The organism is Corynebacterium sp. HMSC074A09, from assembly GCF_001811545.1.
GTDB classification, from domain to species: Bacteria; Actinomycetota; Actinomycetes; order Mycobacteriales; family Mycobacteriaceae; genus Corynebacterium; species Corynebacterium hiratae.
Genome location: NZ_KV805150.1, coordinates 118,660 through 143,353, shown reverse-complemented (window position 1 = coordinate 143,353; position 24,694 = coordinate 118,660). Strand labels below are relative to the sequence as shown.

Sequence of the window (24,694 nt, the reverse complement as noted above, 5' to 3'; positions counted from 1 at the left end):
CCTTGTCACAGTGTAGTGCTTAGGCGCTTAATCCTCCACGTTGGCGAACTGTTCTGCTACGGAACCAAAGAGTTTGACACCCACGCCGATGGCCCGCTCATCAGGCGCCAAATCCCCCATGTGGAGATCATGCTGCTCTCCTTCACCAGACCAGCAGCCCAAACGGGCCATGGAGCCGGGAACCTTCTCTAGGTACCACGAGAAGTCTTCGCCGCCCGAGGATTGTGGGGCCTGAACCACGGCTTGCGGGTCGATGGCCTGGGCAGCGCTGGCGAGGAGGGCGGTGGAGACGTCGTCGTTAAGCACGGGCGGAACCCCACGGTGATAGACCAACTCATGTTCCACGCCCAAGGGCGCTAGCACCTGTTCCACCAACTCAGCGAAGAGCTGCTGCATGTCGCGCCAAATGCCAATGTCCGCCGTGCGCATCGTGCCGGACACAGAGCCGGTCTCGGGAATCGCGTTCGGGGCATAACCCGAATTCACCTGGCCAAACACCAAAACGGTGCCGGTGCGCGGATCGACGCGGCGCGAGAGCAAGCCCGGCAGATCCGTCAGCAGCTTGCCCAGGGCATAGACGACGTCTGCCGACAAGTGCGGGCGTGACGTGTGCCCGCCCGGGCCAGAGACGTTAATTTCCACAACATCGGTGGCCGAGGTGATCGCGCCGGCGCGGACGCCGATGCGCCCGACGCGCAGCTTCGGTTCAACGTGGACGGCGAAGATGGAGTTCACACCTTCGAGCGCGCCCCACTCGATAACGTCGGTGGCACCGCCCACCCACACCTCTTCAGCGGGCTGGAAGATAACACGAACACCGAAATCCAGCGGATGCTCGCGGTTGAGGTCCGCCAAGGCGCAGGCCGTAGCAAGTGCGATGGTGGTGTGCATGTCGTGCCCACACGCATGCATGACGCCGGGCACCTCGGAGGTGTATTCGAGGCCGGTGACCTCGGTGACAGGAAGCGCGTCGATGTCGGCGCGGAAGGCCAGGCGCCCGAGTTCCGTATCGGGACCGATGTCCACCATGAGGCCGGTTTCGGGGAAAAGCTGCGGCTCCAAACCGTACTCGCGCAGGGTGCGGGACAGGAAGCGGGTGGTTTCCACCTCGTTATTGGAGGTCTCCGGGTGGCGGTGGATATGGCGGCGCCACGCGATGACCTCCGCGCGGTGGTTGCTGAACCACTCACTGACGTAGTCCGAGATCACTGCTTCCTCCTCCGTGGTTTCCTACTGGGAAGAGTCTACAACTAGACCATGCGGTTCAGTTAGTCGGGCAGGTCACGCGCCAGATATACTGAGCGGTCTGCCCTGTCCGACGGTTTCGCTACAGGTCGATATTGCGGGGACCGTAAAGGCGATCGCCGGCATCGCCAAGGCCCGGGACGATGTAGGCGTCCTCGTTGAGGGAGGGATCAATCGCTGCGGTGACCAAGCGGACTGGCAGCCCCGAGTTGGCCAGCGCATCAACGCCCGGCTGCGCGGAGACCATGCAGATTGCCGTGATGTCGGTAGCGCCGCGATCTGCCAGGAGCTTCAGGGAGTGCAGGAGGGAACCACCCGTGGCCAGCATTGGATCAACCACGAAGACACTCCGACCGCTGAGATCCTCCGGCAGGGCTTCCAGGTAAGGCACCGGCTCGTGGGTTTCTTCATCGCGCGCCATGCCAATGAAGCCCACCTGGGCATCCGGGATCATGGACAGTGCCGGATCAATCATGCCCAGGCCAGCGCGGATAATGGGCACGATGATCGGAGGGTCCTGCAGGCGGGTACCGTCGGCCGTGGCGACGGGTGTGACGCACTCAAAGTGCTCAACGGGCAGGTCGCGCGCCGCCTCATAAACAAGCATGGTGCCCAGATCTCGCAAGGCAGCACGGAAGGCGGCGTTGTCGCTGCGGGCATCGCGCATGAGGGTCAGCCGGGATGTGGCGAGGGGGTGGTCTACTACGTGGATATCCATGTCCTTCACTGTATAAGAATTGGTCGGGAACCGATCAGCGGGCGGTGAAGTCTAATAAGGCATGACTAGCTTCGATACTTTCACCATTGATACTGAACACACTCGCCGCTTAGCCCACGAACTTGCCGCTGTCTCTCAGGCCTCTCCCGCTCCTTCTCCCGAGCTACCGATAGAGCCGGTCGTGGACGGCTTTAGCAGTGCGTTCAACGCCGCTATGGAGAATCTCACAGCACGCCTTGCCCAGGTCAGAGCCGATGCCGGAGCGGTGGCAGAGTCCAGCTTCCGCATGGCGCGGGAAGCCGAGGAGACCGATAGTGGCCTCGCGAGCGCGTGTGGAGGTCTGTGATGTTGGAATCAGCGATAGCTCAGATTGCGCGGATGCAGCCGGCGCAGCTTCCCGACGTCTCCCTGCCCACTGTGCCCGATCTCACTGCCGCGGGACCCCTCGCGGAGATAGCGCACGGTGATCCGCGAACGCTGTTGGACACCGCCCGCCAAGCCACTGAGGATCTTTCCACGGCCCGCTCCGCTCTGGATTCCGCGCGCGGGCTGATTTCAGCGGCCGTCAGGGAACTCATCGGACTGGGCTTCGAGCTACTCCAGCGCGGTTTACCTATAGCTCTGGGGTTGTTCATTCCGAACCCGGCGGCACAGGCCGCGGCACGCTCAGCTTTGCAGGCTCTCGCTATGGAGTACGTCGGCAAGGCACTGCAGCGCTTGAAGCACTTAGCCGGCGAACTTCTGCAGGCGGCGGCTCCCCTCGTTCCCATCGGCCAGCGCGCGGTCCAGCCTTCGGTGCGTGGCCCCCAAGAAGAAAACATGGCGCGCCACGCGCTCGTCGCTCCGGCGGCGGAGAACGGGGCAACCACGCAGGGACAGGCCGCAGCACAAGCAGCGCTATCCCAGGTGGGGACTCCTTATGGGTGGGGAGGAACCGGCAACGGTAGTTTCGACTGCTCAGGACTCACCCAATGGGCCTGGAGACAGGCCGGCGTGGAACTGCCACGCACCGCTGAAAGCCAGACCGTGGGCCGACAGGTCAGCGCGGAGGAGCTGCAACCCGGTGACCTCATCGTGTGGGATGGGCACGTGGCTATGTACTCCGGCGACGGGCAGATGGTGGAGGCCGGAAGCCCCGTGCAAACCAATCCATTGCGCACCAACAACATGGGGATGGCTTTCAAAGGCTTCTGGAGGCCCACAGGGTAGACTGTTTCCCCATGAACACCCGCGCTATTGTCCCTATCCAACTCTCCCTTTCCGAGGGCGATTTTTATACCCTATGGGCGCCAAAGTGGCGCCAGAACGGCTCCGAGTGGCAGGCATTTCTCGGTGATGACGAGTCTGTCCTGCTCTTTAAAACGGAAGCCGAAATGCTGTGCTTCCTCGAGTCGGGGACGAAGCATGACTTGCTCGATCACCCCAAGTGGGAAGTGTTCAACTCCCAAGCGGCAGACCGCGTGGTTCCTGAAAAGAAGCACGTGTACGACCTCGTCGGCATGCCGAAGTACCTCGCTGGCCGCCCGAGCCACGAGAACGTCTCCACGGTCGCGCGTTGCTTGGAGATTGCGCACTCGCTGGCAGAGGTCAGCGGCGCCGAGCACACCGTCATCTTCTTCGCTTCGCACTCCATCCTGCGCAACCCTGCCCGCGGTGCAGATCACTACGCCGGCGACCAGGGCATGAGCGAGTGGTCCGGCGTGGGCCGCGTTATCCACAGCAACTGGCGCGCAGTGATCGAAGACCTCGACAAGGTGGTCAAGGTCGTTCCTTCTTCTGATTTCACCCAGGATGCAACCACGAGCGCCGCCACCCGCATTTCCTCCGCCACCGAAGCGGCGGAGGAAGCACGCAAAAAGGCCGAAGAAGAGCGCAAGGCCGCCGCACAATCGGCAGATCCTTATGACAGCTCCCCGTGGGCAGCCGCAGGCATCGACCCGGTAAAGATCACCGCCGACCAAAGGACTGTCTACACCCTGCGCACCTACCTCGACGGCAAGCCAGTGTTCCTGGGCAAGTGGGGCGAGATCTTCACCTTCCCCAGCTCCAAGGTGCTCGTGCGCTGGATCATGGAAAATGACGACCACGACTTGGCCAAGGTCTCCACCTGGGAGGAGGTCGTTGCCGCAGCGAACGCCGGTGAGCTGGAGGTCACGGTTCACCCGGATAACCAGTACAACTTCAACGGCATCGTGCGTGACATTGAGAAGGGCCCGGAGGCGGTCGATACGGATCAGATGGGTCGCTGCTACGAAGTCTGCGCCGATGCTGCCGACTGGTCCGGGGATGACTCCATCAACTCCTACATGCTGCAGAACCCGCGATTCCAGGACTACCTGGGCTACATGCTCGGCTCCACCGAGCACGCAGGCTACGTTCCCTCCAAGCCCTACACCGAGCACGCGGAGTCCTGGAAGGGCCTGGAGGAGATGCTGACGAAGCGCTTCTCCCGCTTTTAGTTTCTAGTCGGAGGACTCAGTCTCTTCTTCCGCTTCTTCTGTCTCGGAAGCGTCCTCCGCGAATTCCGGATCCGCCAGCTCCTCGTACGCGGGCAGAATCTTCTGCTCGATGAGGCGCTGGCGGTCCTCTTCGCTGGCAAAAGAGTTCTCAATCGCCTTGATGGTGAGGTCGAAGAACTCCTCCAGCCCGTAGCCAAAGGTCTCGCTCAGGGCCAAGAAGACGTCGCTGAGCTTCTCCCCCGCCACCGTGCAGGTAAAGCCGAGCTGCTGCAGCAGCGGCAGAGGGTGATCAGCCAACTCCTCTGCGGGCAGCTCCTCCAGCGGCGCGAAGGTCAGCGCGATGCGGCGATCCCGCACCCACGCAGAGGCCCTGCCTGGGCGAACGCCGTCGAGATCCGCGCTGAAGTCATCGACAAGATCAGTGGCATGAACAAGGCGCGTCGCACCCGCCTGCACTGCAGCCACGGCATCCTCATAAGAATCGACATCGCGCTCCCACGGGATGAAGTCCGCGCGGAGCTTCTCAGCCGCAGACAGCTCGGTCAGCGCCACGCCCACCGCGGCCTCGCTGGCATCGCCCTCGACGATAAGCCGAGCATCGATTCCAGGAACATCCAACCCTTCCTGCGCGGCGGCGAGGGCCTCGGCCGCGTCGAAGGGGAAGGCGCCGGGGCTCAGCCGGAGCTCGGCGTAGACCACGTGGTCGTCGGCAAGCGCTTGTACAACAGCGTGCGTGGCCGCGCGGAGCTCGTCCGGGGTCGAAGCATCCGTGGGCAGCGGCGCGAAGAGCGTCACCTTGGGCAGGCCGGCGAAAATCTCGGCGCCGGAGTCTTTGTTTTCGGGACTAATCAGAGGTGCGTCATGCATGAGGTTCATCCTAGGACGGGGTCTAGGATTAAGCACGCTATGAAACATGTCCCCGCGATCCTGACTGCCCTCGCCTTAGCCGCGACGCCACCGGCGTTTGCAGAGGAGGAAGAGTCAACGTCGCCCACGCGCACCACCGCGCCGGATACCGACTCTTGCCCGCACTCCCTCGTTCCCGAGGAGCCAACCACCACCTCCGAGCGACTCTCCCCCGGCCAAGTCGCGCCCACTCCCCTGCCCGCTGTTGAGGGCGCTGCCTGCGGCGTGACCGCTCCGCGCGGTTTTCGGGTCAATAAGGACGTGGTGGCGTCGGCGTGGATGGTCAGTGACCTGGACACCGGCGAAATCATCGCCATGAAGGATCCCAATGGGCGCTACCGCCCGGCCTCCATCATCAAAGCACTGTTAGCGCTCGTGGTCATCGAGGAGCTTCCCCTCGACCAGCGCATCACCGCCACGCTTGACGACGCCTCCATCGAGGGCTCCGCTGTCGGCCTCGGCCCCGATGGGGTCTACACCGTGGAGCAGCTTTTGCAGGGTTTGCTCATGGCTTCCGGCAACGACGCCGCGCACGCTCTCGCGCAGGCTGTTGGCGGGGACGATGAAGCATTGGCAAAGGTCAATGCGAAGGCACAGGAGATTGGCACGCGCTCGACGGTAGCGGCGAGCTACTCGGGGCTGGACGCGGCAGGCATGTCGACGTCCGCGGCGGATATCTCGCTGATTTACCGCACGGCTTTTGCCAACGACACCTTCGCGCGCATCGTCGACACCGAGCACGTGGAGTTTCCCGGCTGGGGTGACATGCCCGGCTATGAGCTGTGGAACGACAATGGGCTGTTCCTCAACGACCCGGATGGCATCGGCGGCAAGACGGGCTATACCGAGGACGCACACCATACCTTCGTCGGCGCTATCGACCGCGATGGGCGCCGCCTCCAGGCGGTTCTCCTCGATACGACCGTCGAGCATGGGTTCCGCGCCTGGGAGCAGGCGCAGATGCTTCTCGACGAAGCCTCCGACGTCCGCGCCGGCGATGGCGTCGGGCACCTAGATGACTTCGCAGCCGGAAAGGAAGAGCCCGCGGAGTCTGCGGTTACGAGCCCGGCTCCCACCACCCCGGCTGCGCCCGCCACCGCGGAGGTGGCTGCGGAGTCTTCGTCCTTCGAAGGCTCGCAGGGCTGGATTGGCTGGATGGTGGCGGGGCTCGTCGCGCTCCTCGTCGTAGTGGTTGCTACTTTTTCACTACTTCGGCGTTAGCCATGATGTCGTGCTGGCCGCGTAGATTGTTCTTGGCCCCAATCGTGGTCACCACGTAGAGGGCACCAAAAAAGGCGATCAGCGGCCCAATGAGCGGCACGAGGGAGGCCACGCGCCACCAGTTGCGCCTGATGCTCTGCTGCCAGGTGAGCTTCTCGTGGGTCGTCACATCGCGCACGGTATACCCGGCAATCATCTTCGCAGGTGTTGCCCCGGCGAGGACCTCGAAACAGATGTAGTAAGCCACCGTGAAGATGCTGGAGATGCTGACGATCCACACCGAATTATCATCCGGGTTGGTAAAGCCAAAGCCGACGATGAAGGACACCACGAGGGCCGCGAGAAAGTAGTCAATGACGGCCATGAGCACGCGGTTGCCGGGAGAGGCGCGCCGCGCATCATCGCGGGGCGGAGTTGGCGTTGGGGCGTGCGCGCTCTCACCCCACCGGCCGGTAGTCGCGTAATCCTCCAGCTGCGCCCACGTGAGCTGGGCGCCGGACTCGACCTTTTGGTCATAGCTGGCGCGGGAGGAAGGCTCGCATAGAATGCGGGAGGCAACGGCAAGCTCCTCGCGCTCTGGGGCTTCGGGGAGGTAGCCGAGGCCTTCGAGGTGAGCGTCGGCAGCCGCCAACTGCACGCCCAGTTCTCGTGAGGTCGCGCGTGAATCGAGGCTGAAGTGCTCGTACAGGTTCGGGGCAAAAGACGCTGGTAGCATCGGCCTACTTTCGGCGCAGCAGGGCCCAGGCACCAGCTGCGGCTGCACCCAGGGCAGCACCGGCGCCCAGGGTCACGCCCGGGTTCGGGCCCTGGCGGATCTCGTTGCGGACGCGGATGACAGCCTGGTCTGGGACGGGCGGCACGAGCAGCTCGAGGGATTCCTCGGTGGTGGCCGTCCATGCGGAGACGTACAGGACGACGCGCCAGACCAAGTACATGACCACCATGAGGACGATTACGGGGCCGAACACGGCGCCTGCCGGGTTGCCCGCCGCGGAGGACATGATGACGGTGGACAGCTGCTTGATTACCTCAAAGAGCACCGCACCAATGGCCGCGCCCATCAGTCCCGACTTGGTGGGAACCTTCGTGCGCGGCAGGAAGGCCACCATCCACCAGAAGACGAGGAAGTTGGCGATAAGGCCGATGACGATACCGGCCACAACCAGCACTGCGCCCATGCCAGGGAAAGACTCAATACCGACCCACTCGAAAATCTTTTGGGTCAGTCCGGAAGAACCCGCCGCCGTCACGCCGAAGGCGATAACCATGGCCACGAGCAGGCCGATGAGCCCCAGCAGATCGCTGAGCTTCTTGGTCACAAAGTTGCCCGGGGCGTCAGTCGGATCCTGCATCCACATCGCCGAAATGCCAATGCGCAGGTTGTTCATCCAGCCCAGCCCGGACCACAGGGTAGTCAGGCCACCGATGCCGTACATCGCGCCGCGCTGTTCAATCGCGGTATGCAGAATCTGCGTAATCGAATCCCCCAGATCGCCAGACACGGAGTTCGCGATCTGCTCCTCCAGTTGCTGCATGAGATCGGGGCGATTGGCCAACACGGTGGCGATGGCTGCCACCGTGAGCATGAAGATGGGGAAGATAGCCAGAACCGAGAAATACGTAATTCCGGCCGCGAACTGGTTTCCGCCCTGGCTGCCGTAGCGGTCCAGCATCTTCATGATGTGGTCGATAAAACCGGACTTCTCGCGGACTTTATCTACCGCGCCCGGCTCATCGGCATTAGCACGCTCGATGCCGTAGTCATCGGTCTTCTTCTCATCGGGTTGAGTCGTTGGCGCCACAGGCTTTCCCCTTTTTATGAATTACAGAAATAAGTTACAGAGTCCTCTACACAGTCTTCATCATGCTAACCAACTCAGCCGCGGCGCGCGGGGAGGAAGCCCACCGCCTCGTAGACCTTGTCCACGAGCGGGGAGGCGATCTCCGTGGCGCGCTCGGCACCCTGGGCCAAGATGCGCTCGAGCTCGCCGCGGTCTTCCATGAGCTCGTCGTAGCGTGCCTTCAGCGGAGTGGTGAAGGCCTCCAGCGCTTCTGCTGTGTCCACCTTCAGGTGGCCATAGCCCTGGCCCGCGTACTTGTCCACGAGGTTCGGGATGCTCTCACCGGTCAGCGCAGACTGGATAGCCAGCAGGTTGGACACGCCGGGCTGCTTCTCGCGGTCGAAGGCCACCACGCCGAGGTCATCGGTCACCGCGGACTTAATGCGCTTAGCGGAGGTCTTAGGAGCATCGAGCAGGTTCACGATGCCCTTCGGGTTTGCGCCCGACTTCGACATCTTGGACGTCGGCTCCTGCAGGTCATAAATCTTGGCTGAGCCCTCCGGAATGAAGGCCTCTGGCACGCGGAAGACCTCGCCGTATTTGTTGTTGAAGCGCTCCGCCAGGTTGCGAGTGAGCTCGAGGTGCTGGCGCTGGTCCTCCCCCACCGGCACATAGTGCGGGGAATACAGGAGGATATCCGCGGCCATCAGGACGGGGTAGGTAAACAGGCCCACGGACGTGCGGTCCTGGCCTTGCTTGAGGGACTTGTCCTTGAACTGGGTCATGCGGGAGGCCTCACCGAAGCCGGTCAGGCACTGCAAAACCCACGTCAGCTCCGCGTGCGCGGGGACGTGGGATTGGACGAAGAGGGTAGATTTCGCCGGGTCAATGCCCAATGCGATGAGCTGCGCGGCGCCCGCCACGGTGCGGTGGCGCAGCTCCTCCGGGTTCTGCTCCACCGTGATGGCGTGCAGGTCCGGGATGAAATAAAAAGCCTCGTGAGAGTCTTGCAGGTCAATCCACTGCTTGAGCGCTCCGAGGTAGTTACCCAGGTGATAGGAGTCCGCCGTGGGCTGGATGCCGGAGAGGACTCGGGAAGCGGAGGTCGATGCAGAAGTGGAGTCAGTCATGGTTGACTACTCTACTCTGCCGCCTCCGCTGGGGCGGCGCTGCCTCAGTTAAATCTTGCGGGAGGTCGGGCTAATAACGTCCATCATGACGGCGAAACCGGCCACCATGAACGCGCCACCAACACCCTGGAGGACGATCGGGCCAAGGAAGGCAAAGGACGGTCCGACGATGGTCCACCACCAGATACCCAGGGCAAGCAGAATAGCGCCGAGGACAAAGTAGATGATTGCGCGGGTCATGAGTATCTCCTGCGAAATAGAAAAGGACGTTAAGACGGGATTATCGTACCACTACTTGGATTCGGCTACTTGTACTCCACCAGAAGAGGAGAGTGATCGGACCAGCGCTCCTCCACCGTCGGCGCCTTCTCCACCCACGTGCGCTGCGCGCGCTCCAGCATAGACTTCGTGGCCGCTTGATAATCGATGCGCCACCCAGCGTCGTTATTGAAAGCCTGGCCGCGGTAGGTCCACCAGGTATAGGGCCCCTCAGCCTCCGGGTGCAGGCGCCTGGCGACGTCAAACCACTGCGGGTCCGCGGCCGCTTCCCAGGCGGTCTTGGTCTCATAATCCACCACGCCGAGCCAATCCCCGAGCCCCTTCTTCTCCTGCGGCTGCGCATCCGGGAAGGAGCCAAAGACGCGATCCATGAAAGCGCGCTCCTCCGGCAGGTGGCCGGACTTCTTCTCGTTGGGCTTGTTGTTCTTCAAGTCCTGGGCGCGGTGGCAAATATTCCAGTCACCACCGATAACAGCCTCCGGGTAGGTCGCAGCCATCTCATCCAAGACTGAAGAAAACTCGTCCAGGAAGAGGTACTTCTCATCCTGCTTCGGCGAATCCACATCGCCGGAGGGCAGATACAAAGAGGCCACGCGCACGCCTTCCACGGTGGCGGCAATGAAGCGGCCGGATTCGGCGAAGGAGCCGAAGCCCACGGAGACGTCGCCAAGCGCATGCTTCGATAAGATGCCCACGCCCGCGCGGCCCTTGGCGGCGGATTCGGCCTGCACCAGGTTCCATCCGGCCTCCAGAGCCGGGGCCAGGGCCTTCTGGGTCTGCTCGGGATTGGCGCGCACCTCCTGCATGAGGACGACATCGGCCGGCGTGGTATCCAACCACGCGTTCATCCCCGGGTTGTTCTCATTGCGCTGTTTGCAGGCCGCGCGGATGCCGTTGACGTTGACGGAGGCGATGGTGAAACTCATGCCGGTCAGTCTAACTCTGTTCAATAATCTTCACGGAAGGGCCCCGGCGGCGCTTGTCCCACATGGTGACGACCCAAGTAACACAGCCGGCCACCGCCAGGCCCGCGCCGGCCAGCGCGGTGGAGTTATAGGAGTAGCCCGCGCCCACGACCGCGCCACCGATAGCCGCGCCCGCTGCATTAGCGATGTTGAGCGCGGACTGGTTCAACGCCGCCGCGAGGGTCTGCGCATCCCCCGCTACGTTGACCAGGCGCAGCTGCAAGGAAGGCACGAGAATGGAGCCGAAGAAGGCCAAGACACCAAAGGCAATCGTGCCCGCCCATGCGTTGTGAGCCAGGAAGTAGAAGGCCACGGACACACCGACCATGCAGATGAGAGCAAAGATGATGCCGAATTCCAGGTTTCGGTCCGCCAGCGCACCACCGGCGACATTGCCAACAGTCATACCGATGCCATAGGCCATGAGCACAATCCACGTGTGGCTCGGGTCCATGCCGGCGACCTCCGTCATGGTCCACGTGATGTAGGTGTAGACGGCGAACATGCCACCGAAGCCGACGGTGCCGAGGAATACGGTGAGCAGAACCTGGCTGTTTTTCAGCGCGCCGAGCTCAGTAAACATATCCGTTTCCGGCATGCGCGTCATGTGCGGGAAGAGGAAAAAGAGCAGGACCATCGTGAGCCCCGCAATGGCCACGACCAAAAAGTACGCCGCATGCCAGCCCAATCCTTGGCCTAGGGCCTGGGCCGCGGGCACGCCGATCACGGTGGCGATGGACAGACCCATGCCCACCATCGACATGGCAAACCCTTGCTTGCCCGGTGGCGCCATCGATGCCGCAGCCAGATTAGCTACGGAAAAGTATGCGCCATGCGGCAGACCCGCGATGAAGCGCGCCACCAGCAGGACGCCGTAGTTCGGGGCCAGGGCTGTCAGCAGGTTACCCACGAGCAAGAAGGCGATGAGCAGGATGATGAGGCGGCGGCGTGGGAGCTTGCCTGTAAGTGCGGCGATGACTGGGGCGCCCACGACGACACCGAGTGCGTAGACGGAGATGACTACCGACGCCGTGTCTTCCGTAATGCCGAAATCATCCGCGATGAGCGGCAGCAGGCCCATGGAGGTGAACTCCGTGGTACCGATGGCGAAAGCACCCAGCGCCATGGCAATCATGACGATGGTGCGGCGCGTCGCGGAGATTTCCGTCTGGCGTGGGACGGGGCGGCGTTGGATACGGGTATTCATCGGTTTCACGTGGGCAGACCTTAGTACTTTCCCTGCCGAGCTCGTAAGTCCAGCCGGAAAGGTTGTGCCAAGTACACAGACTTCCCCCGCTGGTGGTGCGAGTCACAGGGGGACCGGCACCGCGAGAAAATAAGACAGGTATCCTGTGAGGTTGAACAGTTTTCAACTTCTTTAGGAGAACCATGGCAAAGATTATCTGGACCCGTACCGACGAGGCGCCGTTGCTGGCGACCTACTCCTTCAAGCCCGTCGTGGAGGCCTTCGCGTCCACCGCAGGCATCGAGGTGGAAACCCGCGACATTTCCCTGGCCGGCCGCATCCTGGCCCAGTTCCCGGAGCGCCTTGGTGACAAGAAGGTCTCCGATGCCCTGGCTGAGCTCGGCGAGCTGGCCAAGACCCCGGAAGCTAACATCATTAAGCTGCCGAACATCTCCGCTTCCCTGGTGCAGCTGAAGAAGGCCATCGCTGAGCTGCAGGCCGCCGGCTACGACCTTCCGGAGTACGAAGAGGCTCAGGAGAAGTACGACGCCGTCAAGGGCTCCGCCGTCAACCCGGTTCTGCGTGAGGGCAACTCCGACCGCCGCGCCCCGATTGCGGTCAAGAACTTTGCTAAGAAGAACCCGCACAAGATGGGTGCGTGGTCGGCGGATTCCAAGACCAACGTGGCCACCATGGACGCTGACGACTTCCGCCACAACGAGAAGTCCGTCATCATGCCGGAGGAGGACACCCTCTCCATCGTGCTGAAGACCGCCGAGGGCGAGCAGACCCTGCTGGAGAAGCTGCCGGTCCTCAAGGGTGAGGTCATCGACGGCACCTTCATGTCCGCCAAGGCACTCGACGAGTTCCTCAAGGCGCAGGTTGCCCGCGCCAAGGAAGAGGGCGTTCTCTTCTCCGCTCACCTCAAGGCCACCATGATGAAGGTTTCTGACCCCATCATCTTCGGCCACGTCGTGCGCGCTTTCTTCGCTGATGTCTTTGAGAAGTACGGCGAGGAGCTCGAGGCCGCTGGCCTCAATGGCGAGAACGGCCTGGGCGCTATCTACGAGGGCCTGGACAAGCTGGAGAATGGCGCTGAGATCAAGGCCGCTTTCGACGCCGCGCTGGCCGCGGGTCCGGACCTCGCCATGGTCAACTCCCACAAGGGCATTACCAACCTGCACGTTCCGTCCGACGTCATTATCGACGCCTCCATGCCGGCCATGATCCGCACCTCCGGCCACATGTGGAACAAGAACGACGAGGAGCAGGACACCCTCGCCGTCATCCCGGATTCCTCCTACGCCGGTGTCTACCAGGCCGTGATCGAGGACTGCAAGGCTAACGGCGCTTACGACCCGACCACCATGGGTACCGTCCCGAACGTCGGCCTCATGGCACAGAAGGCTGAGGAGTACGGCTCCCACAACAAGACCTTCAAGGTCCCGGCTGCGGGCACCGTCGAGGTCCGCAACTCCAAGGGCGAGGCTCTCATCTCCCACGACGTCGAGGCCGGCGACATCTGGCGCGCCTGCCAGACCAAGGACGCCCCGATCCAGGACTGGGTCAAGCTGGCTGTCAACCGTGCTCGCCTGTCCGGCATGAAGGCTATCTTCTGGCTCGACCCGGAGCGCGGCCACGACGCCAACCTCATCGAGCTGGTCAAGAAGTACCTGCAGGATCACGACACCGAGGGCCTCGACATCTCCATCGAGGACCCGGTCACCGCGACCAAGATCTCCGTCGAGCGCATCCGCAAGGGCGAGGACACCATCTCCGTGACCGGTAACGTCCTGCGTGACTACAACACCGACCTCTTCCCCATCCTGGAGCTGGGCACCTCCGCCAAGATGCTGTCCGTGGTTCCGCTCATGGCAGGCGGCGGCCTGTTCGAGACCGGTGCCGGCGGCTCCGCCCCGAAGCACGTCCAGCAGGTCCAGGAGGAGAACCACCTGCGCTGGGATTCCCTCGGTGAGTTCCTGGCTCTGGCAGAGTCCTTCCGCCACGAGAACAACACCAACGGCAACGCCAAGGCTGGCGTGCTGGCCGCAGCGCTGGACAAGGCCACCGAGACCCTGCTGGATGAGGGCAAGTCCCCGTCCCGCAAGGTCGGCGAGAACGACAACCGCGGCTCCCACTTCTTCCTGACCCTCAACTGGGCCAAGGAGCTGGCTGCGCAGACTGACGACGCCGAGCTGGCCGAGGCCTTCAAGCCGGTTGCTGAGGCCCTCGAGGCCAAGGCAGGCGAGATTGAGCAGGCGCTTCTCGACGTCCAGGGCTCCCCCGTCGACCTCGGCGGCTACTACGCCCCGAACGAGGAGAAGCTCAACCAGACCATGCGCCCGGTCGCTGCCTTCAACGAGATCATTGATGGCCTGAAGAAGTAACTCTTTCTCCCGTCATGTTTCCGACCGCCGCGCGCATCCTCTCCGTAGTGGAGCGCGCGGCGCCGTCGTTTTCCTACGAAGACGTCCTTAACCACCAAGTCGCCTTCGACGCCGCTGCGTGACGCGAGACATGGTCCCACCTCACGCTCTACCGGCGGTGTAACACCCCCTCCTCCTCCGATGCCATTGGGCAATTTCTCCGCTGCCTAAAATCAGGTGACTAGCGTCCCGTACAACCATGGGAGCATCAGCTACGGTCGATGCCATCCACTTTTTGAATCTGGCGCTTCTTAGAAATGAAATAGGCTGATACCCAGAGAATCGTCGTAAGTAGGGCCGTCCGGACTACCCACATCAAGTCAGCAGAGGAATACCCCACCATAAGTACCGCGCCTATCGACAAAATCCAACCAGCCAAAAATGATTTCATGCTCTCAACACCTCTACTTAGCGAGAATTGCATCCCAGTCGCAACTGGCGTAACCGTTTAGGCCACCCGCTACAACTCCGGTCGCAATTGCCTTAAGCATTCCTTGCACCGCCCGGCCCGCAGGAACACCAGCAACGGTCATCGCCACTAAGCATCTGTTCCATGCCTCCTGCTTCTCGGGAGATGCACCAGTTGCCACTCCTTCTGGCAATTTGCACGTAGCCGGATTGTTCGCACAGTCTTGGATGTAAGAGTCGGAGGGTTCAGTGGGAAACGGATTGTTGTAGTTTTGCGCATGCGCAGTTGGAATCTTCACAAAGCCTGCCAGCATTACGCCAGCAATGACTACCGCGGTAGTCTTATGTTGTCGTGCAGGGGGGGCAGATCTTCATAATGCTCATGTGCTCAGGCTATCAATATGAGATTAGCCTCGCTATCCCTATTGGCAGATCTCTGTAGCCGACCATCAATTGAAGTCCGACAACGGCTTATGCAAACCCCTAACCTCATCAAAGGTTGTAAAAGCTACACCGCACAGCAAAAGAGAGAGTTTTTCAATCCACGGGAACCAAGCAACCACCGCCTCCGACTAGTAGTGCAGTTGATATCAGCGCCTGTCCATCGCCCGTCTTGAGTGCCCGAAAGCATTCACCCTCAGGCACCCACTACGGGCCCTACCTGTACACACTGAAAAGAGCACTACATATGAGTCGGACGGCTCTGCGATCTTTCATTCAGCGCATTCACTTTTACGGCGGTATGTTCGTCGGCCCCTTCATCCTCGTTGCGGCATTGACTGGCTGTCTCTATGCCATGGCACCCACCCTGGAGAAGGTGGTGTACCGCGACGTCATGACCGTTCCGGCGGTCGAGCACCCCGTGAGCTTGGAGGAACAAATCCAGGCCGCGCAGCACAAACAGCCTGACATGCCGGTCACGCAGGTCTGGCCGGCCACGACACCGACGGATTCGACGCGCGTGCTGGTTTCCGATGACAGCATCGACGAAAGCCTCCAGCGCACCGTCTTCATCAATCCTGCCAACGCCGAGGTCATCGGGGACTACCCCACCTACTCGGGCCTGGGTGAGATGCCGCTGCGCCGCTGGATTTCCTCCCTGCACGAAAGCTTCCACTTGGGCAAGGTCGGTGAGCTCTACTCGGAGCTGGCTGCTTCTTGGCTGTGGGTCATGGCCTGTGGCGGTCTTTATATGTGGTGGATTCGCCGCCGCCCGAAGAACAAGGCAACCGCGAACGCAGCGCAGCAGCAGCCCAAGCGCTCTGCCCGCTGGAAGGCCACCCGCCTGCATTCCACTGTTGGCGCCTGGATCTTCATCGGCCTGCTTGGCCTCTCTGCCACCGGTATCACGTGGTCGGGACTGGCCGGCGGGAACGTCGATTCCCTCGTCGAGCGCATGAACTGGAAGGCCACCCCCATCGAGACTGCCCTCCCCGGCACCACCGCTGAAACGCATGAGCACACCGGCCATGAAGGACATGAAGGTCATGGGGTTGGAGGGGCGTGGTCAAGCGCGAACGTGGCTGCCGAGGCCGAACGCGTCCTCGCCACCGGCCGCGCCGAGGGACTGACCGGACCGCTGCGCCTCTACCCGCCGGAGGACGCCAACTCCGCCTGGCAGGTCAGCGAACGCTGGGTGGAATGGCGCACCACCTCCGATGCAATTTCGGTAGATGGCACTACCGGCGACGTCATCGACCGCCAGCCTTTCTCCAGCCTGCCGCTGTTTAGCAAGCTCAGCAGCTGGGGCATCTACCTGCACATGGGCATCATGTTCGGACTGCCGCTGCAGATTGCGCTCCTCGCCTTGGGTCTCGCCACCGCCGCTCTCGTAGTACTGGGGTACTACATGTGGTGGAAACGTCGCCCACGCTTCCTCCCGACTGCCCACTTTTCCTGGGCCACCACAGGGTTGGGCGCGCTTTTCGCCGCCACCGTGGGCGTCTTCCTGCCGCTTTTGGGAATCACTTTGGCAGCGTTCCTGATTCTCGATGTCACCCTTGTGAACCGTGCCACCGCCCCGCGCAGGGAACGCACGCCAATCCCGGTCGGATAATTTAGTGAAAGCCATCACATAGGGCGGAGCTTATTAGGTACGGTAGTTTCTTATGACTAACCCACTACTGACACCTTCCACGCTGCCCTACCAGCTCCCGCCGTTTGCGGAGATCAAGGTCGAGCACTACCGCCCCGCCTTCGACGAAGCACTCGCGCTTCACGACGCCGAAATCGCCTCCATCACCGACAACCCCACCACGCCTACGTGGGAAAACACCGTGGAGGCGCTCGAGCGCTCCGGGCAGGACCTCGACCGCGTCATGGCGGTCTTTGGCAACCTCTCCGGCACCGACGTCACCGATGAAATGGAGGAGATCGCCGCCGACATCTACCCGCGCCTGTCCGCGCACTATGACGCGATCTACCAGAACGAGGTGCTCTACGCGCGCATCAAGGAGGCCACGCCGCCTGCCGACGACGCGGAAGGCCAGCGCCTCCACGACCACCTCCTGCGCACCTTTGCCCGCAAGGGCGCGGACCTCGACGCTGCCGGCAAGGCCCGCCTGTCCGAGATCAACCAGCGCCTCTCCGCGCTCTCTGAAGAATTTGGCCGCAACCTCATGGCGTCTACCCGCGAGCGCGCGGTCTCCTTCACCGAGGAGGAACTCGAGGGCCTGCCCGCCGAGCGCATCGCCTCCGCCAAGGCCGACGCCGAAGCACTGGGCCGCGAAGGTTTTGTCATCCCGCTGGAGCTGCCGACCGTGCAGTCCGAGCTGAGTCGTCTGGCGCGGGAGGATGCGAGGGGGAGGCTGTATGGGGCGTCGGCAAGCAGGGGCTCCGAGAACAACATCCCGGGGCTCATCGAGGCCGTGCAGCTGCGCGCCGAGCGAGCCGAGCTGCTGGGCTTTGCCACGCATGCCGACTACGTCATCGCCGAGGAAACCGCCGCGACTGCCGACGCCGCCCGCACCATGCTCTTCGACCTCGCCCCCGCCGCCGCGGCCAACGCCGAAGGCGAGCAGAAGCTCCTCACGGAGGAAGCAACGCTCAACGGCCAGGGTTTCAGCGCCGCGGACTGGCCTTATTGGGAATCCAAGGTCCGCGCCCGCGACTTCTCTCTCGATGAGGAGGAGCTGCGCAAGTACTTCCCGCTGGACCAGGTCCTGGAGAAGGGCGTCTTCGCCGCCGCCGAGCGCCTCTACGGCATCACCGTTATCCCCCGCGATGACCTCGAAGGCTATGCGGAGGGGGTTCGCGTGTGGGAGGTGATTGACGGAGACGTCAATCACGTGAATAAGGACCCGCACGTAGATATCGACTCGCACGGGGATAAGGGGATCGGCCTTCTTCTTACCGACTACTTCGGGCGTCCCACCAAGCGCGGCGGCGCATGGATGAGCGAGTTCGTGGGGCAGTCTAGGCTGCTGGAGCGGAAGCCGGTCATCGTCAACGTTATGGGCATCACCAAGCCCGCCGACGGCTCCCAGCCGCTGCTGAGCATGGACGAGGTCCGCACCGTCTTCCACGAATTCGGCCACGCCCTGCACGGCCTGCTTTCCGACGTCCGCTACCCCACCTTCGCCGGCACCAACGTCCCGCGCGACTGGGTGGAGTTCCCCTCGCAGATCAACGAGAACTGGGCGCTCGATAAGAACTTGGTCAAGGAGTACGCCCGCCACGTCGAGACGGGCGAACCTATTCCGGACGAGCTTCTCGACGCTATCTCCGCCGCCTCCGAGTTCGGCCAGGGTTTCGCTACCTCGGAGTATCTGGGAGCGTCGATCATCGACCTCGCGTGGCATTCCCTAAGTGCTGCCGAGGCCGCCAAGTTGGAGGCTACCCCGGAGGCCGTCGCCGAATTTGAGGCCGAAGCCCTGCGCGCGGCCGGGCTGGATAACGAGCTCATCGCGCCTCGCTACCGCTCGACCTACTTCAACCACATCTTCGCCGGCGGCTACTCGGCGGGCTACTACTCCTACCTGTGGGCCGAAGCGCTCGACGCCGATGGTTTCGAGTGGTTCAAAGAGCAAACCGACCTGCGCGAGGCCGGTCAGAAGTTCCGCGATGTCATCCTGTCGAAGGGCGCGTCTCGCGACTTCACGGAGGCTTACCGCGAGTTCCGCGGCCGCGACAAGGACGTTGCGCCGCTGCTTAAGCGCCGCGGCCTCGCCGGCGCCTAAAGCCGAGTGCCGACTAGTTATCCACAGATTTCATCGGATGGCTAGTTCGGGGCTTGGAGGTGGGGTGGAGTGCTTTTAGGCTGCGGGGTATGAGATTACAGACGTTCTTCGCCGCCCTCGGCCGCGCCATTGACCTGGTGGCCGAGTGCGCGGGCCTGTCTGAATCTGATTTGGTGGCCCTCGGCGCCACGCCTGCCGACGCCACCGTGTTCCTCTCCCTCCACCACACCTACTTCGGGCACACATCCTCGACGAAGAAGCAGCGCACGGCAGTGGAAGCCGCGCGCCGGCGCGGGCACGGGCTGGTGACCTTGCAGCTCATCGAGCACTTCGTTGCCAAAGTTCGGGACCACCACAAAGCGTGGGATTTGCGTGTGGAGCTATGCCAGACCAGCGCGGAGCTGGTGGAAAAGGTAGCGCGCAAAAGGCTGCGCCAGATGCGCAAGCCCCGCACGTATGCCGAGCGCGCCAAGCTCACCCAGCATGGCAACGGTCTGGCCACGCTCACGGTCACCGCGGACTCGTTGCAGCTTACCGGCGTCTTCGAAGGCATCGACCAGGAACGCCCCGGTGAAAGCTTCCTGGAGAATCTAGACGGTGGCGGTGTCAAGACTGAGGTTGCCACCATGGCGGTCCTGCAGCTTGATGACTACGCCGAGCTGCTCAAGGGCAATACCGACAAGGACGGCGAAGAGTTCATCGTCCGCACCACCAGTGGCGCGACCATGACCGGCTCGCAGCTGGTGGAGCGCGCTTTGCTAGACAAGGGAGTCATCGTGGCGGTCAGCCGCGAACACGGTCCGCTCGATGTCTTCCGCTTCCAGCGCTTCGCCACCGCCAAGCAGCGTCTTGCCTTGGCCGCGGAGAATCCCTGCTGCGCCTGGGAGGGCTGCAAGGTTCCCTTTGAGAAGTGCCAAATCCACCACATTAAGGCTTGGGCCCGCGGCGGGCCCACCAACATCCTCAACCTGGTGCCGCTGTGTCCGTACCACAACGGGGTCAACGACGACGACCCCGATGCCCCGCCCTCACGCGGCCACATGGATCGCATCGGCGGGCGGGTGGCATGGATCCCGCCATACGACGCCGCGCCGGTCTTCACCAGCGCCTTCAACTAACGCTTCAACAAACCTCAAGGTCATCTTGCGCACCAGTGTGCCCCGTTCCGCCAGGGCACTCTTCCAGCACTGTTTGGTCGTACCCCGCAGGAAATCACTTCCTCGCGGGGCATTCGGCGTGCGGGTCGGTTGGCCGTAGATTCTAGCCGGCGTTGCGCAGCGCGGTGGCTAACCCGTTCATCGTGACTTGAATGGTCTTCGACACCAGGAACTGATCATCGCCCTTACGGTAGCGACGCAGCAACTCTAACTGGATGGCGTTAAGCGGAAGCAGGTACGGGTAGCGACGCTTGAGCGACCGCGCCTGGCGTTGGTTCTCACTAACCAACTCCGCGTTGCCGGTGACCTTAAGGTAGACCTCGCGGGTGCGCTCAAACTCCTCGGAAATCAGGCCGAAGATACGGTCCGCGATTTCTTTGTCGTCGACCAAGTTGGCATACAGGCGCGCCAGCTGCATCTCCGCCTTAGCCATGACCTGCGCCATGTTCGCGAACACAGAACGGAAGAAGGGCCACGTGCGGTACAGCTCGCGCAGCTCTTCCCAGCGCTTCTCTTCGTCTGCTGGGGCAGTGTTTATTCCGTCGGTGTTTACTGCGCCGTTGACAGCTGTCGATCCTCCGGAGGCTTGCTTCACCCACGCCGTCACCGCACTGCCCACGCCGAACCAGCCCGGGATGTTGGTGCGGGACTGCGACCACGACAGCACCCAGGGAATCGCTCGCAAATCCGTAATCGCGGTGGTCTGCTTACGCGAGGTCGGGCGCGAACCCAGGTTGAGATCACCAATCTCGTGCAGCGGGGTGGACTGGGTGAAGTAGGCGATGAACCCGGGGTCGTCGACAAGCTGGCGGTAGGCCACGCCACTCAACGCCGCCAGCTCGCGCATGATGTCGTAGGCGCGCTCCGGATCCGTAATGGGCTCGGTATCCAACAACGATGCCTCCAGCGCTCCGGAAACAAACGCCTCCAAGTGGCGGCGCGCAGTCTCCGGCGCACCATACTTCGCAGAAATCACCTCTCCCTGCTCGGTGATACGCACCGAACCTGATACCGCGCCCTTCGGCTGCGCCAAAATCGCATCATAGGTCGGGCCACCGCCGCGGCCTACCGCACCGCCGCGACCATGCGCCAGTCGCAACTCCACGCCGTGGCGCGCGCAGAGCTCAACGAGAGCCAGTTCGGCGTCGTACAGCGCCCAGTTTGCCTGCAGGTAGCCGCCATCCTTGTTGGAATCCGAGTACCCCAACATGACTTCTTGGATATCCCCGCGCGAGCGCAGATGCTCGCGGTACACGGGCACCTGCCACAGCTTCTCCAGAATGCCGGCGCCGGCCTTCAAGTCCTCGATGGTCTCAAACAGCGGCACCACATCGACCTCGCTCAGTCCCACCTCCTTGAGCAGCACCATCGGCTCCAAGATATCGGAGACGGTGCCGGTCATGGAGATAATGCAGTGCGACACCGACTTCGGCCCAAAGTCCTGCACGGCGCGCGCCGCCGCACGGAAAATCCCCAGCTCCTTCGAGGTATCCTCGCTGAACTCCCGCTCGGAGCCGGGGAAGAGCAGCGGACGGTTGGTCTGCAGCTCGCGCACGAGCAGGGTGACCTTCTCCTCCTCCCCCAGCGCGCTGTAGTCCGGGGTGATAGTGGCCGCGGCGAAAATCTCGGTGAGAACGTTCTCAAAGGACTCGGAGTTCTGGCGCATATCCAGCGTCGAAAGGTGGAACCCGAACGTCGTCACCGCCGAGCGCAATCGGGCAAGGCGGTCATCGGCGATGATGTCATCGTTGAACTGGCGCAGCGAACGGTCGATCACGTCCAGGTCCCGCTTGAGTTCCTCCGGAGACGCATACGCGCTTGGCGACGCCTCCCCCTCCAACCTCGCCAGCACCTTCTTCCGGATGCCGAAGATGGCCCGGCGATAGGGCTCGTCGACGCGGGATTTTTCGTCGTTGTGGGCGGCGTCGGCAAGCGCGCCCAGTTCCTTGGAACTGGAGGAATATCGATCCGACAGGGAGAGCTCGCGCTCCAACTCGCCGAGCTCGTCGGCGTAGTACTGCAGCACCGTCGCCGCGGCCTTGCGGGTGGCGTAGGTCAAGGTGTGCTCGTTAACAAAGGGGTTGCCGTCATGGTCGCCACCAATCCAGGAGCCGGGGCGGACGACGGGGGAATCGGGAAGCTGCTGGCCAAAGGTCTCACGCATGGCGTGGCGAATGGCGCGGTTGAGGGCGGGAACCTGGTCGAGCAGTGAAAGCTTGTAGTAGCGCAAGCCGACGTCAATCTCGTCTTCGAGGGTAGGGCGGGCAATACGAATCAGCGCGGTCTGCCACAACAGAGTCATGCGCAGGTACATTTCCTTCTCGATCGCCGCCATGTCGCCGCCGCGGTGAGCTTCCTTGAGGAGATTCTTGATGCGGGTCTGGGTATCGAAGACGGTGCGGCGGCGGGTTTCGGTGGGGTGCGCGGTGAGAACGGGGGCGACGTGAGCGCCTCGGATGACGGAGGCGGCATCGGCGGGCGCGACGCCTTCTTCTTTGAGCTTGGCGAATGTCTTGCGCAGGGAAACCGGCGCCTCGACGGACTCGTCATCCAAGTCCTCCGCTAGATTCGCGATGAGCGCGAAATAGCTGAACGCTCGCGCCACGAGGTTGACTTTGGTGATGTCGAGGTCGCGGAAGATAGCGACGAGGTCTTCCGGCTTGGCATCGCCGTGGGCGATGTCGAAGGCCATGCGGCGGGTGGATTCGACGAGCTCAAAAACGTCCTCGCCTTCCTGCTGCGCGATGACCCGGCCGAGCACCCGGCCGAGGAAACGGATGTCTTCGCGGACTTGTTCTGGGGCAGGTGTGCTCACGGCGAGGAGCCTTTCTGGGAGTGATGTGTTCAGCTAGCACATCTCAATGTATCCCAGAGCACTATCGGGCGATAGTTATTTAGCAAAAGAAGCGAGCCACGCGGCGTGGAGGCGCGAGTCACCGTTTTCTTCCGGATGGAAGCTCAGCGCTGTGACGCGTCCCTGCTGCACACCGACGATCACTTCGGCCCCATCATGTCTGGCGCAATCTGCGTGTGTCATACCACCTTTGCCGCCCACTCCCGCACTGATGGCCCCGCTGCTACTTATCGCGCCACCAGCCCTTGTCGCTCCACCAGCCACAGAACCAAGCGCAGGGGCAGGCAGGGTGGCGATGACCTCGACACCGTCGCCCACGCGGGTAACGATGGGCGCGCGGATGAAGCTCGCCTCAATATCGAGCGTGATGCTTCGGGGTCCTATGCCATGAGCCTCGGCGTCCCGGCGCCGCGCCCCAACCTCTGAGGTCTCTGCATCGGGCCGCTGACCTTGCATCGCGACGGGAACGATGCGCTCCTGGGAGAAGCGTTGGTTGCCGAAGGCGTTGCGACGCACGGTGACGTCGATAAGCCCTAGCGTCTGCTGGCCCGGCGCGGGGTTCTCCAACTCGCGGGCGCTGTAGATGAGCCCCGCGCAAGTGGCCAGGACCGGCAGCCCTCCCTCGACAGCGCGGCGCAGCGGCTCGGCGACGCCAAAAGAGCGCGCCAGCTTATCGATGGTGCTCGACTCGCCGCCCGGCAGAATGATTCCGTCCAGCCCGTCGAGATCCTGCGGCAGGCGCACCCGGCGCGTTTCGACACCGAGGCTCTCCAACACGGCGAGGTGTTCCTCCACGCCGCCCTGCAGCGCGAGGACACCGACGAGTGGTCGCACCGCGTTTACCAACCGCGCTCAGCCAGGCGGTGCGGGGCGGGGATATCGTTGACGTTGATGCCCACCATGGCCTCACCCAGGCCGCGGCTGATCTTGGCCAGCTCGGCCGGCTGGTCGTAGAGGGTGGCCGCCTTAACGATGGCCTCCGCGCGCTTCGCAGGCTCGCCGGACTTGAAGATTCCGGAGCCAACGAAGACGCCTTCGGCGCCCATCTGGCGGACGAGGGCGGCGTCGGCAGGCGTGGCCACGCCACCAGCGACGAACAGCACGACCGGCAGCTTGCCGGTCTCCGCAACCTCAGCAACCAGGTCATACGGCGCCTGCAACTCCTTGGCTGCGACGTAGAGCTCATCGCGATCCAGGTTCTGGAGGCGCGCGATTTCACCCTTGATGGTGCGCAGGTGCTTGACGGCCTCGGAGACGTCGCCAGTGCCGGCCTCACCCTTGGAGCGGATCATGGCCGCACCCTCGGTGATGCGACGCAGGGCCTCGCCCAGGTTCGTCGCGCCGCACACGAACGGCACGTCGAAGTCCCACTTGTTGATGTGGTTGACGTAGTCGGCCGGGCTGAGCACCTCGGACTCGTCGATGAAATCTACGCCCAGCTCGCCGAGAATCTGCGCCTCCACGAAGTGGCCGATGCGGGCCTTCGCCATCACCGGAATGTCCACAGCGTTGACGATGCCCTCGATGAGGTCCGGGTCAGACATGCGGGCCACGCCGCCCTGAGCGCGAATATCGGCCGGCACGCGCTCCAGCGCCATGACGGCGGACGCACCTGCGTCCTCAGCAATTCGGGCCTGCTCCGGCGTCACGACATCCATGATGACGCCGCCCTTGAGCATGTCAGCCAGTCCACGTTTGACGCGCGTGGTGGCGCGTCCCTGTTCAATCTTCTGTTCAGTCATGGCTCACATAGTGGCCCAGAAAATTGGTCCAAGACAAGA

At 62.9% G+C, this 24,694-nt stretch carries 21 protein-coding genes; 8 read left to right on the top strand and 13 right to left on the bottom strand.

All coding sequences use genetic code 11. From position 1 onward, the window contains the following. Positions 1-27: 27 nt before the first annotated feature. The gene (locus HMPREF2807_RS07165) at positions 28-1,209 is read right to left on the bottom strand and encodes a M20 family metallopeptidase (protein WP_046648362.1); all 1,182 of its coding nucleotides are present in this window, start codon (positions 1,207-1,209) and stop codon (positions 28-30) included. Between the two features lie 118 nt (positions 1,210-1,327). Further along, positions 1,328-1,963 (bottom strand): uracil phosphoribosyltransferase, encoded by a 636-nt coding sequence (gene upp, locus HMPREF2807_RS07160; protein ID WP_046648363.1) that lies wholly within the window; start codon positions 1,961-1,963, stop codon positions 1,328-1,330. A gap of 61 nt (positions 1,964-2,024) precedes the next feature. Here upp and HMPREF2807_RS07155 point away from each other — a divergent pair, with 61 nt between their 5' ends. The 3 genes from HMPREF2807_RS07155 to HMPREF2807_RS07145 are packed head-to-tail and all read left to right on the top strand — an operon-like array spanning position 2,025 to position 4,422. Further along, complete coding sequence (locus HMPREF2807_RS07155) at positions 2,025-2,309, top strand: hypothetical protein (RefSeq protein ID WP_049157261.1); 285 nt, start codon at positions 2,025-2,027, stop codon at positions 2,307-2,309. Continuing rightward, positions 2,309-3,172: a C40 family peptidase gene (locus HMPREF2807_RS07150; protein ID WP_070511450.1), complete on the top strand. Its 864-nt coding sequence runs from the start codon at positions 2,309-2,311 to the stop codon at positions 3,170-3,172. Before HMPREF2807_RS07155 ends, HMPREF2807_RS07150 begins: the two co-directional genes overlap by 1 nt. 11 nt (positions 3,173-3,183) lie before the next feature. Next, positions 3,184-4,422, top strand: a complete 1,239-nt coding sequence (locus tag HMPREF2807_RS07145; protein ID WP_049157259.1) for a hypothetical protein — start codon at positions 3,184-3,186, stop codon at positions 4,420-4,422. 3 nt (positions 4,423-4,425) lie between these two features. Here the strand turns inward: HMPREF2807_RS07145 and HMPREF2807_RS07140 are convergent, their stop codons facing one another. Then, positions 4,426-5,289 carry an amidohydrolase family protein gene (locus HMPREF2807_RS07140; protein ID WP_198531387.1) on the bottom strand — a complete coding sequence of 288 codons (864 nt, stop codon included), beginning with the start codon at positions 5,287-5,289 and terminating at the stop codon, positions 4,426-4,428. 39 nt (positions 5,290-5,328) lie between these two features. On the opposite strand from HMPREF2807_RS07140, the gene HMPREF2807_RS07135 reads away from it, so the two are divergent. Next, positions 5,329-6,549: a D-alanyl-D-alanine carboxypeptidase family protein gene (locus tag HMPREF2807_RS07135; RefSeq protein WP_070511446.1), complete on the top strand. Its 1,221-nt coding sequence runs from the start codon at positions 5,329-5,331 to the stop codon at positions 6,547-6,549. Here HMPREF2807_RS07135 and HMPREF2807_RS07130 read toward each other — a convergent pair. The 6 genes from HMPREF2807_RS07130 to HMPREF2807_RS07105 form a co-directional block, all read right to left on the bottom strand. Further along, entirely contained in the window at positions 6,524-7,264 is a 741-nt protein-coding gene (locus HMPREF2807_RS07130; protein WP_070511444.1) for an RDD family protein, read from the bottom strand. The two genes, HMPREF2807_RS07135 and HMPREF2807_RS07130, sit on opposite strands and share 26 nt — an antisense overlap. Positions 7,265-7,268: 4 nt before the next feature. Beyond that, a complete protein-coding gene (locus HMPREF2807_RS07125) occupies positions 7,269-8,351 on the bottom strand; it encodes a YhjD/YihY/BrkB family envelope integrity protein (protein ID WP_049157256.1) in 1,083 nt (360 codons plus the stop codon). 74 nt (positions 8,352-8,425) lie between these two features. Next, positions 8,426-9,460, bottom strand: coding sequence for a tryptophan--tRNA ligase (gene trpS / locus HMPREF2807_RS07120; protein ID WP_070511442.1), 1,035 nt, complete (start codon positions 9,458-9,460; stop codon positions 8,426-8,428). 48 nt (positions 9,461-9,508) lie between these two features. Continuing rightward, entirely contained in the window at positions 9,509-9,700 is a 192-nt protein-coding gene (locus HMPREF2807_RS07115) for a hypothetical protein (protein ID WP_049157254.1), read from the bottom strand. A gap of 65 nt (positions 9,701-9,765) precedes the next feature. Continuing rightward, positions 9,766-10,665 carry an exodeoxyribonuclease III gene (locus tag HMPREF2807_RS07110; protein ID WP_070511440.1) on the bottom strand — a complete coding sequence of 300 codons (900 nt, stop codon included), beginning with the start codon at positions 10,663-10,665 and terminating at the stop codon, positions 9,766-9,768. 10 nt (positions 10,666-10,675) lie between these two features. Then, positions 10,676-11,911 (bottom strand): MFS transporter, encoded by a 1,236-nt coding sequence (locus tag HMPREF2807_RS07105; RefSeq protein WP_198531389.1) that lies wholly within the window; start codon positions 11,909-11,911, stop codon positions 10,676-10,678. 182 nt (positions 11,912-12,093) lie between these two features. Between HMPREF2807_RS07105 and HMPREF2807_RS07100 the strand changes: the two genes are divergently transcribed. Continuing rightward, on the top strand, positions 12,094-14,277 hold the full coding sequence (locus HMPREF2807_RS07100; protein WP_070511433.1) for an NADP-dependent isocitrate dehydrogenase: 2,184 nt from the start codon (positions 12,094-12,096) through the stop codon (positions 14,275-14,277). Between the two features lie 247 nt (positions 14,278-14,524). Here HMPREF2807_RS07100 and HMPREF2807_RS07095 read toward each other — a convergent pair whose 3' ends face one another. Next, the gene (locus HMPREF2807_RS07095) at positions 14,525-14,707 is read right to left on the bottom strand and encodes a hypothetical protein (protein WP_046648373.1); all 183 of its coding nucleotides are present in this window, start codon (positions 14,705-14,707) and stop codon (positions 14,525-14,527) included. 705 nt (positions 14,708-15,412) lie between these two features. Here HMPREF2807_RS07095 and HMPREF2807_RS07090 point away from each other — a divergent pair. The 3 genes from HMPREF2807_RS07090 to HMPREF2807_RS07080 all read left to right on the top strand — a co-directional run bounded on the left by HMPREF2807_RS07090 (position 15,413) and on the right by HMPREF2807_RS07080 (position 20,020). Beyond that, positions 15,413-16,780 carry a PepSY-associated TM helix domain-containing protein gene (locus HMPREF2807_RS07090; RefSeq protein WP_046648374.1) on the top strand — a complete coding sequence of 456 codons (1,368 nt, stop codon included), beginning with the start codon at positions 15,413-15,415 and terminating at the stop codon, positions 16,778-16,780. Positions 16,781-16,832: 52 nt separating this feature from the next. Further along, complete coding sequence (locus HMPREF2807_RS07085) at positions 16,833-18,902, top strand: M3 family metallopeptidase (protein WP_070511431.1); 2,070 nt, start codon at positions 16,833-16,835, stop codon at positions 18,900-18,902. 89 nt (positions 18,903-18,991) lie between these two features. Beyond that, positions 18,992-20,020, top strand: a complete 1,029-nt coding sequence (locus HMPREF2807_RS07080; RefSeq protein WP_070511429.1) for an HNH endonuclease signature motif containing protein — start codon at positions 18,992-18,994, stop codon at positions 20,018-20,020. Positions 20,021-20,162: 142 nt separating this feature from the next. Here the strand turns inward: HMPREF2807_RS07080 and ppc are convergent, their stop codons facing one another. From ppc to pdxS, 3 genes are all read right to left on the bottom strand, one after another. Further along, entirely contained in the window at positions 20,163-22,874 is a 2,712-nt protein-coding gene (gene ppc / locus HMPREF2807_RS07075; protein ID WP_070511427.1) for a phosphoenolpyruvate carboxylase, read from the bottom strand. 75 nt (positions 22,875-22,949) lie between these two features. Continuing rightward, entirely contained in the window at positions 22,950-23,747 is a 798-nt protein-coding gene (gene pdxT, locus HMPREF2807_RS07070) for a pyridoxal 5'-phosphate synthase glutaminase subunit PdxT (protein WP_070511425.1), read from the bottom strand. A gap of 5 nt (positions 23,748-23,752) precedes the next feature. After that, positions 23,753-24,655, bottom strand: coding sequence for a pyridoxal 5'-phosphate synthase lyase subunit PdxS (pdxS, locus tag HMPREF2807_RS07065; protein WP_049157099.1), 903 nt, complete (start codon positions 24,653-24,655; stop codon positions 23,753-23,755). Between the last annotated feature and the right edge of the window lie 39 nt (positions 24,656-24,694).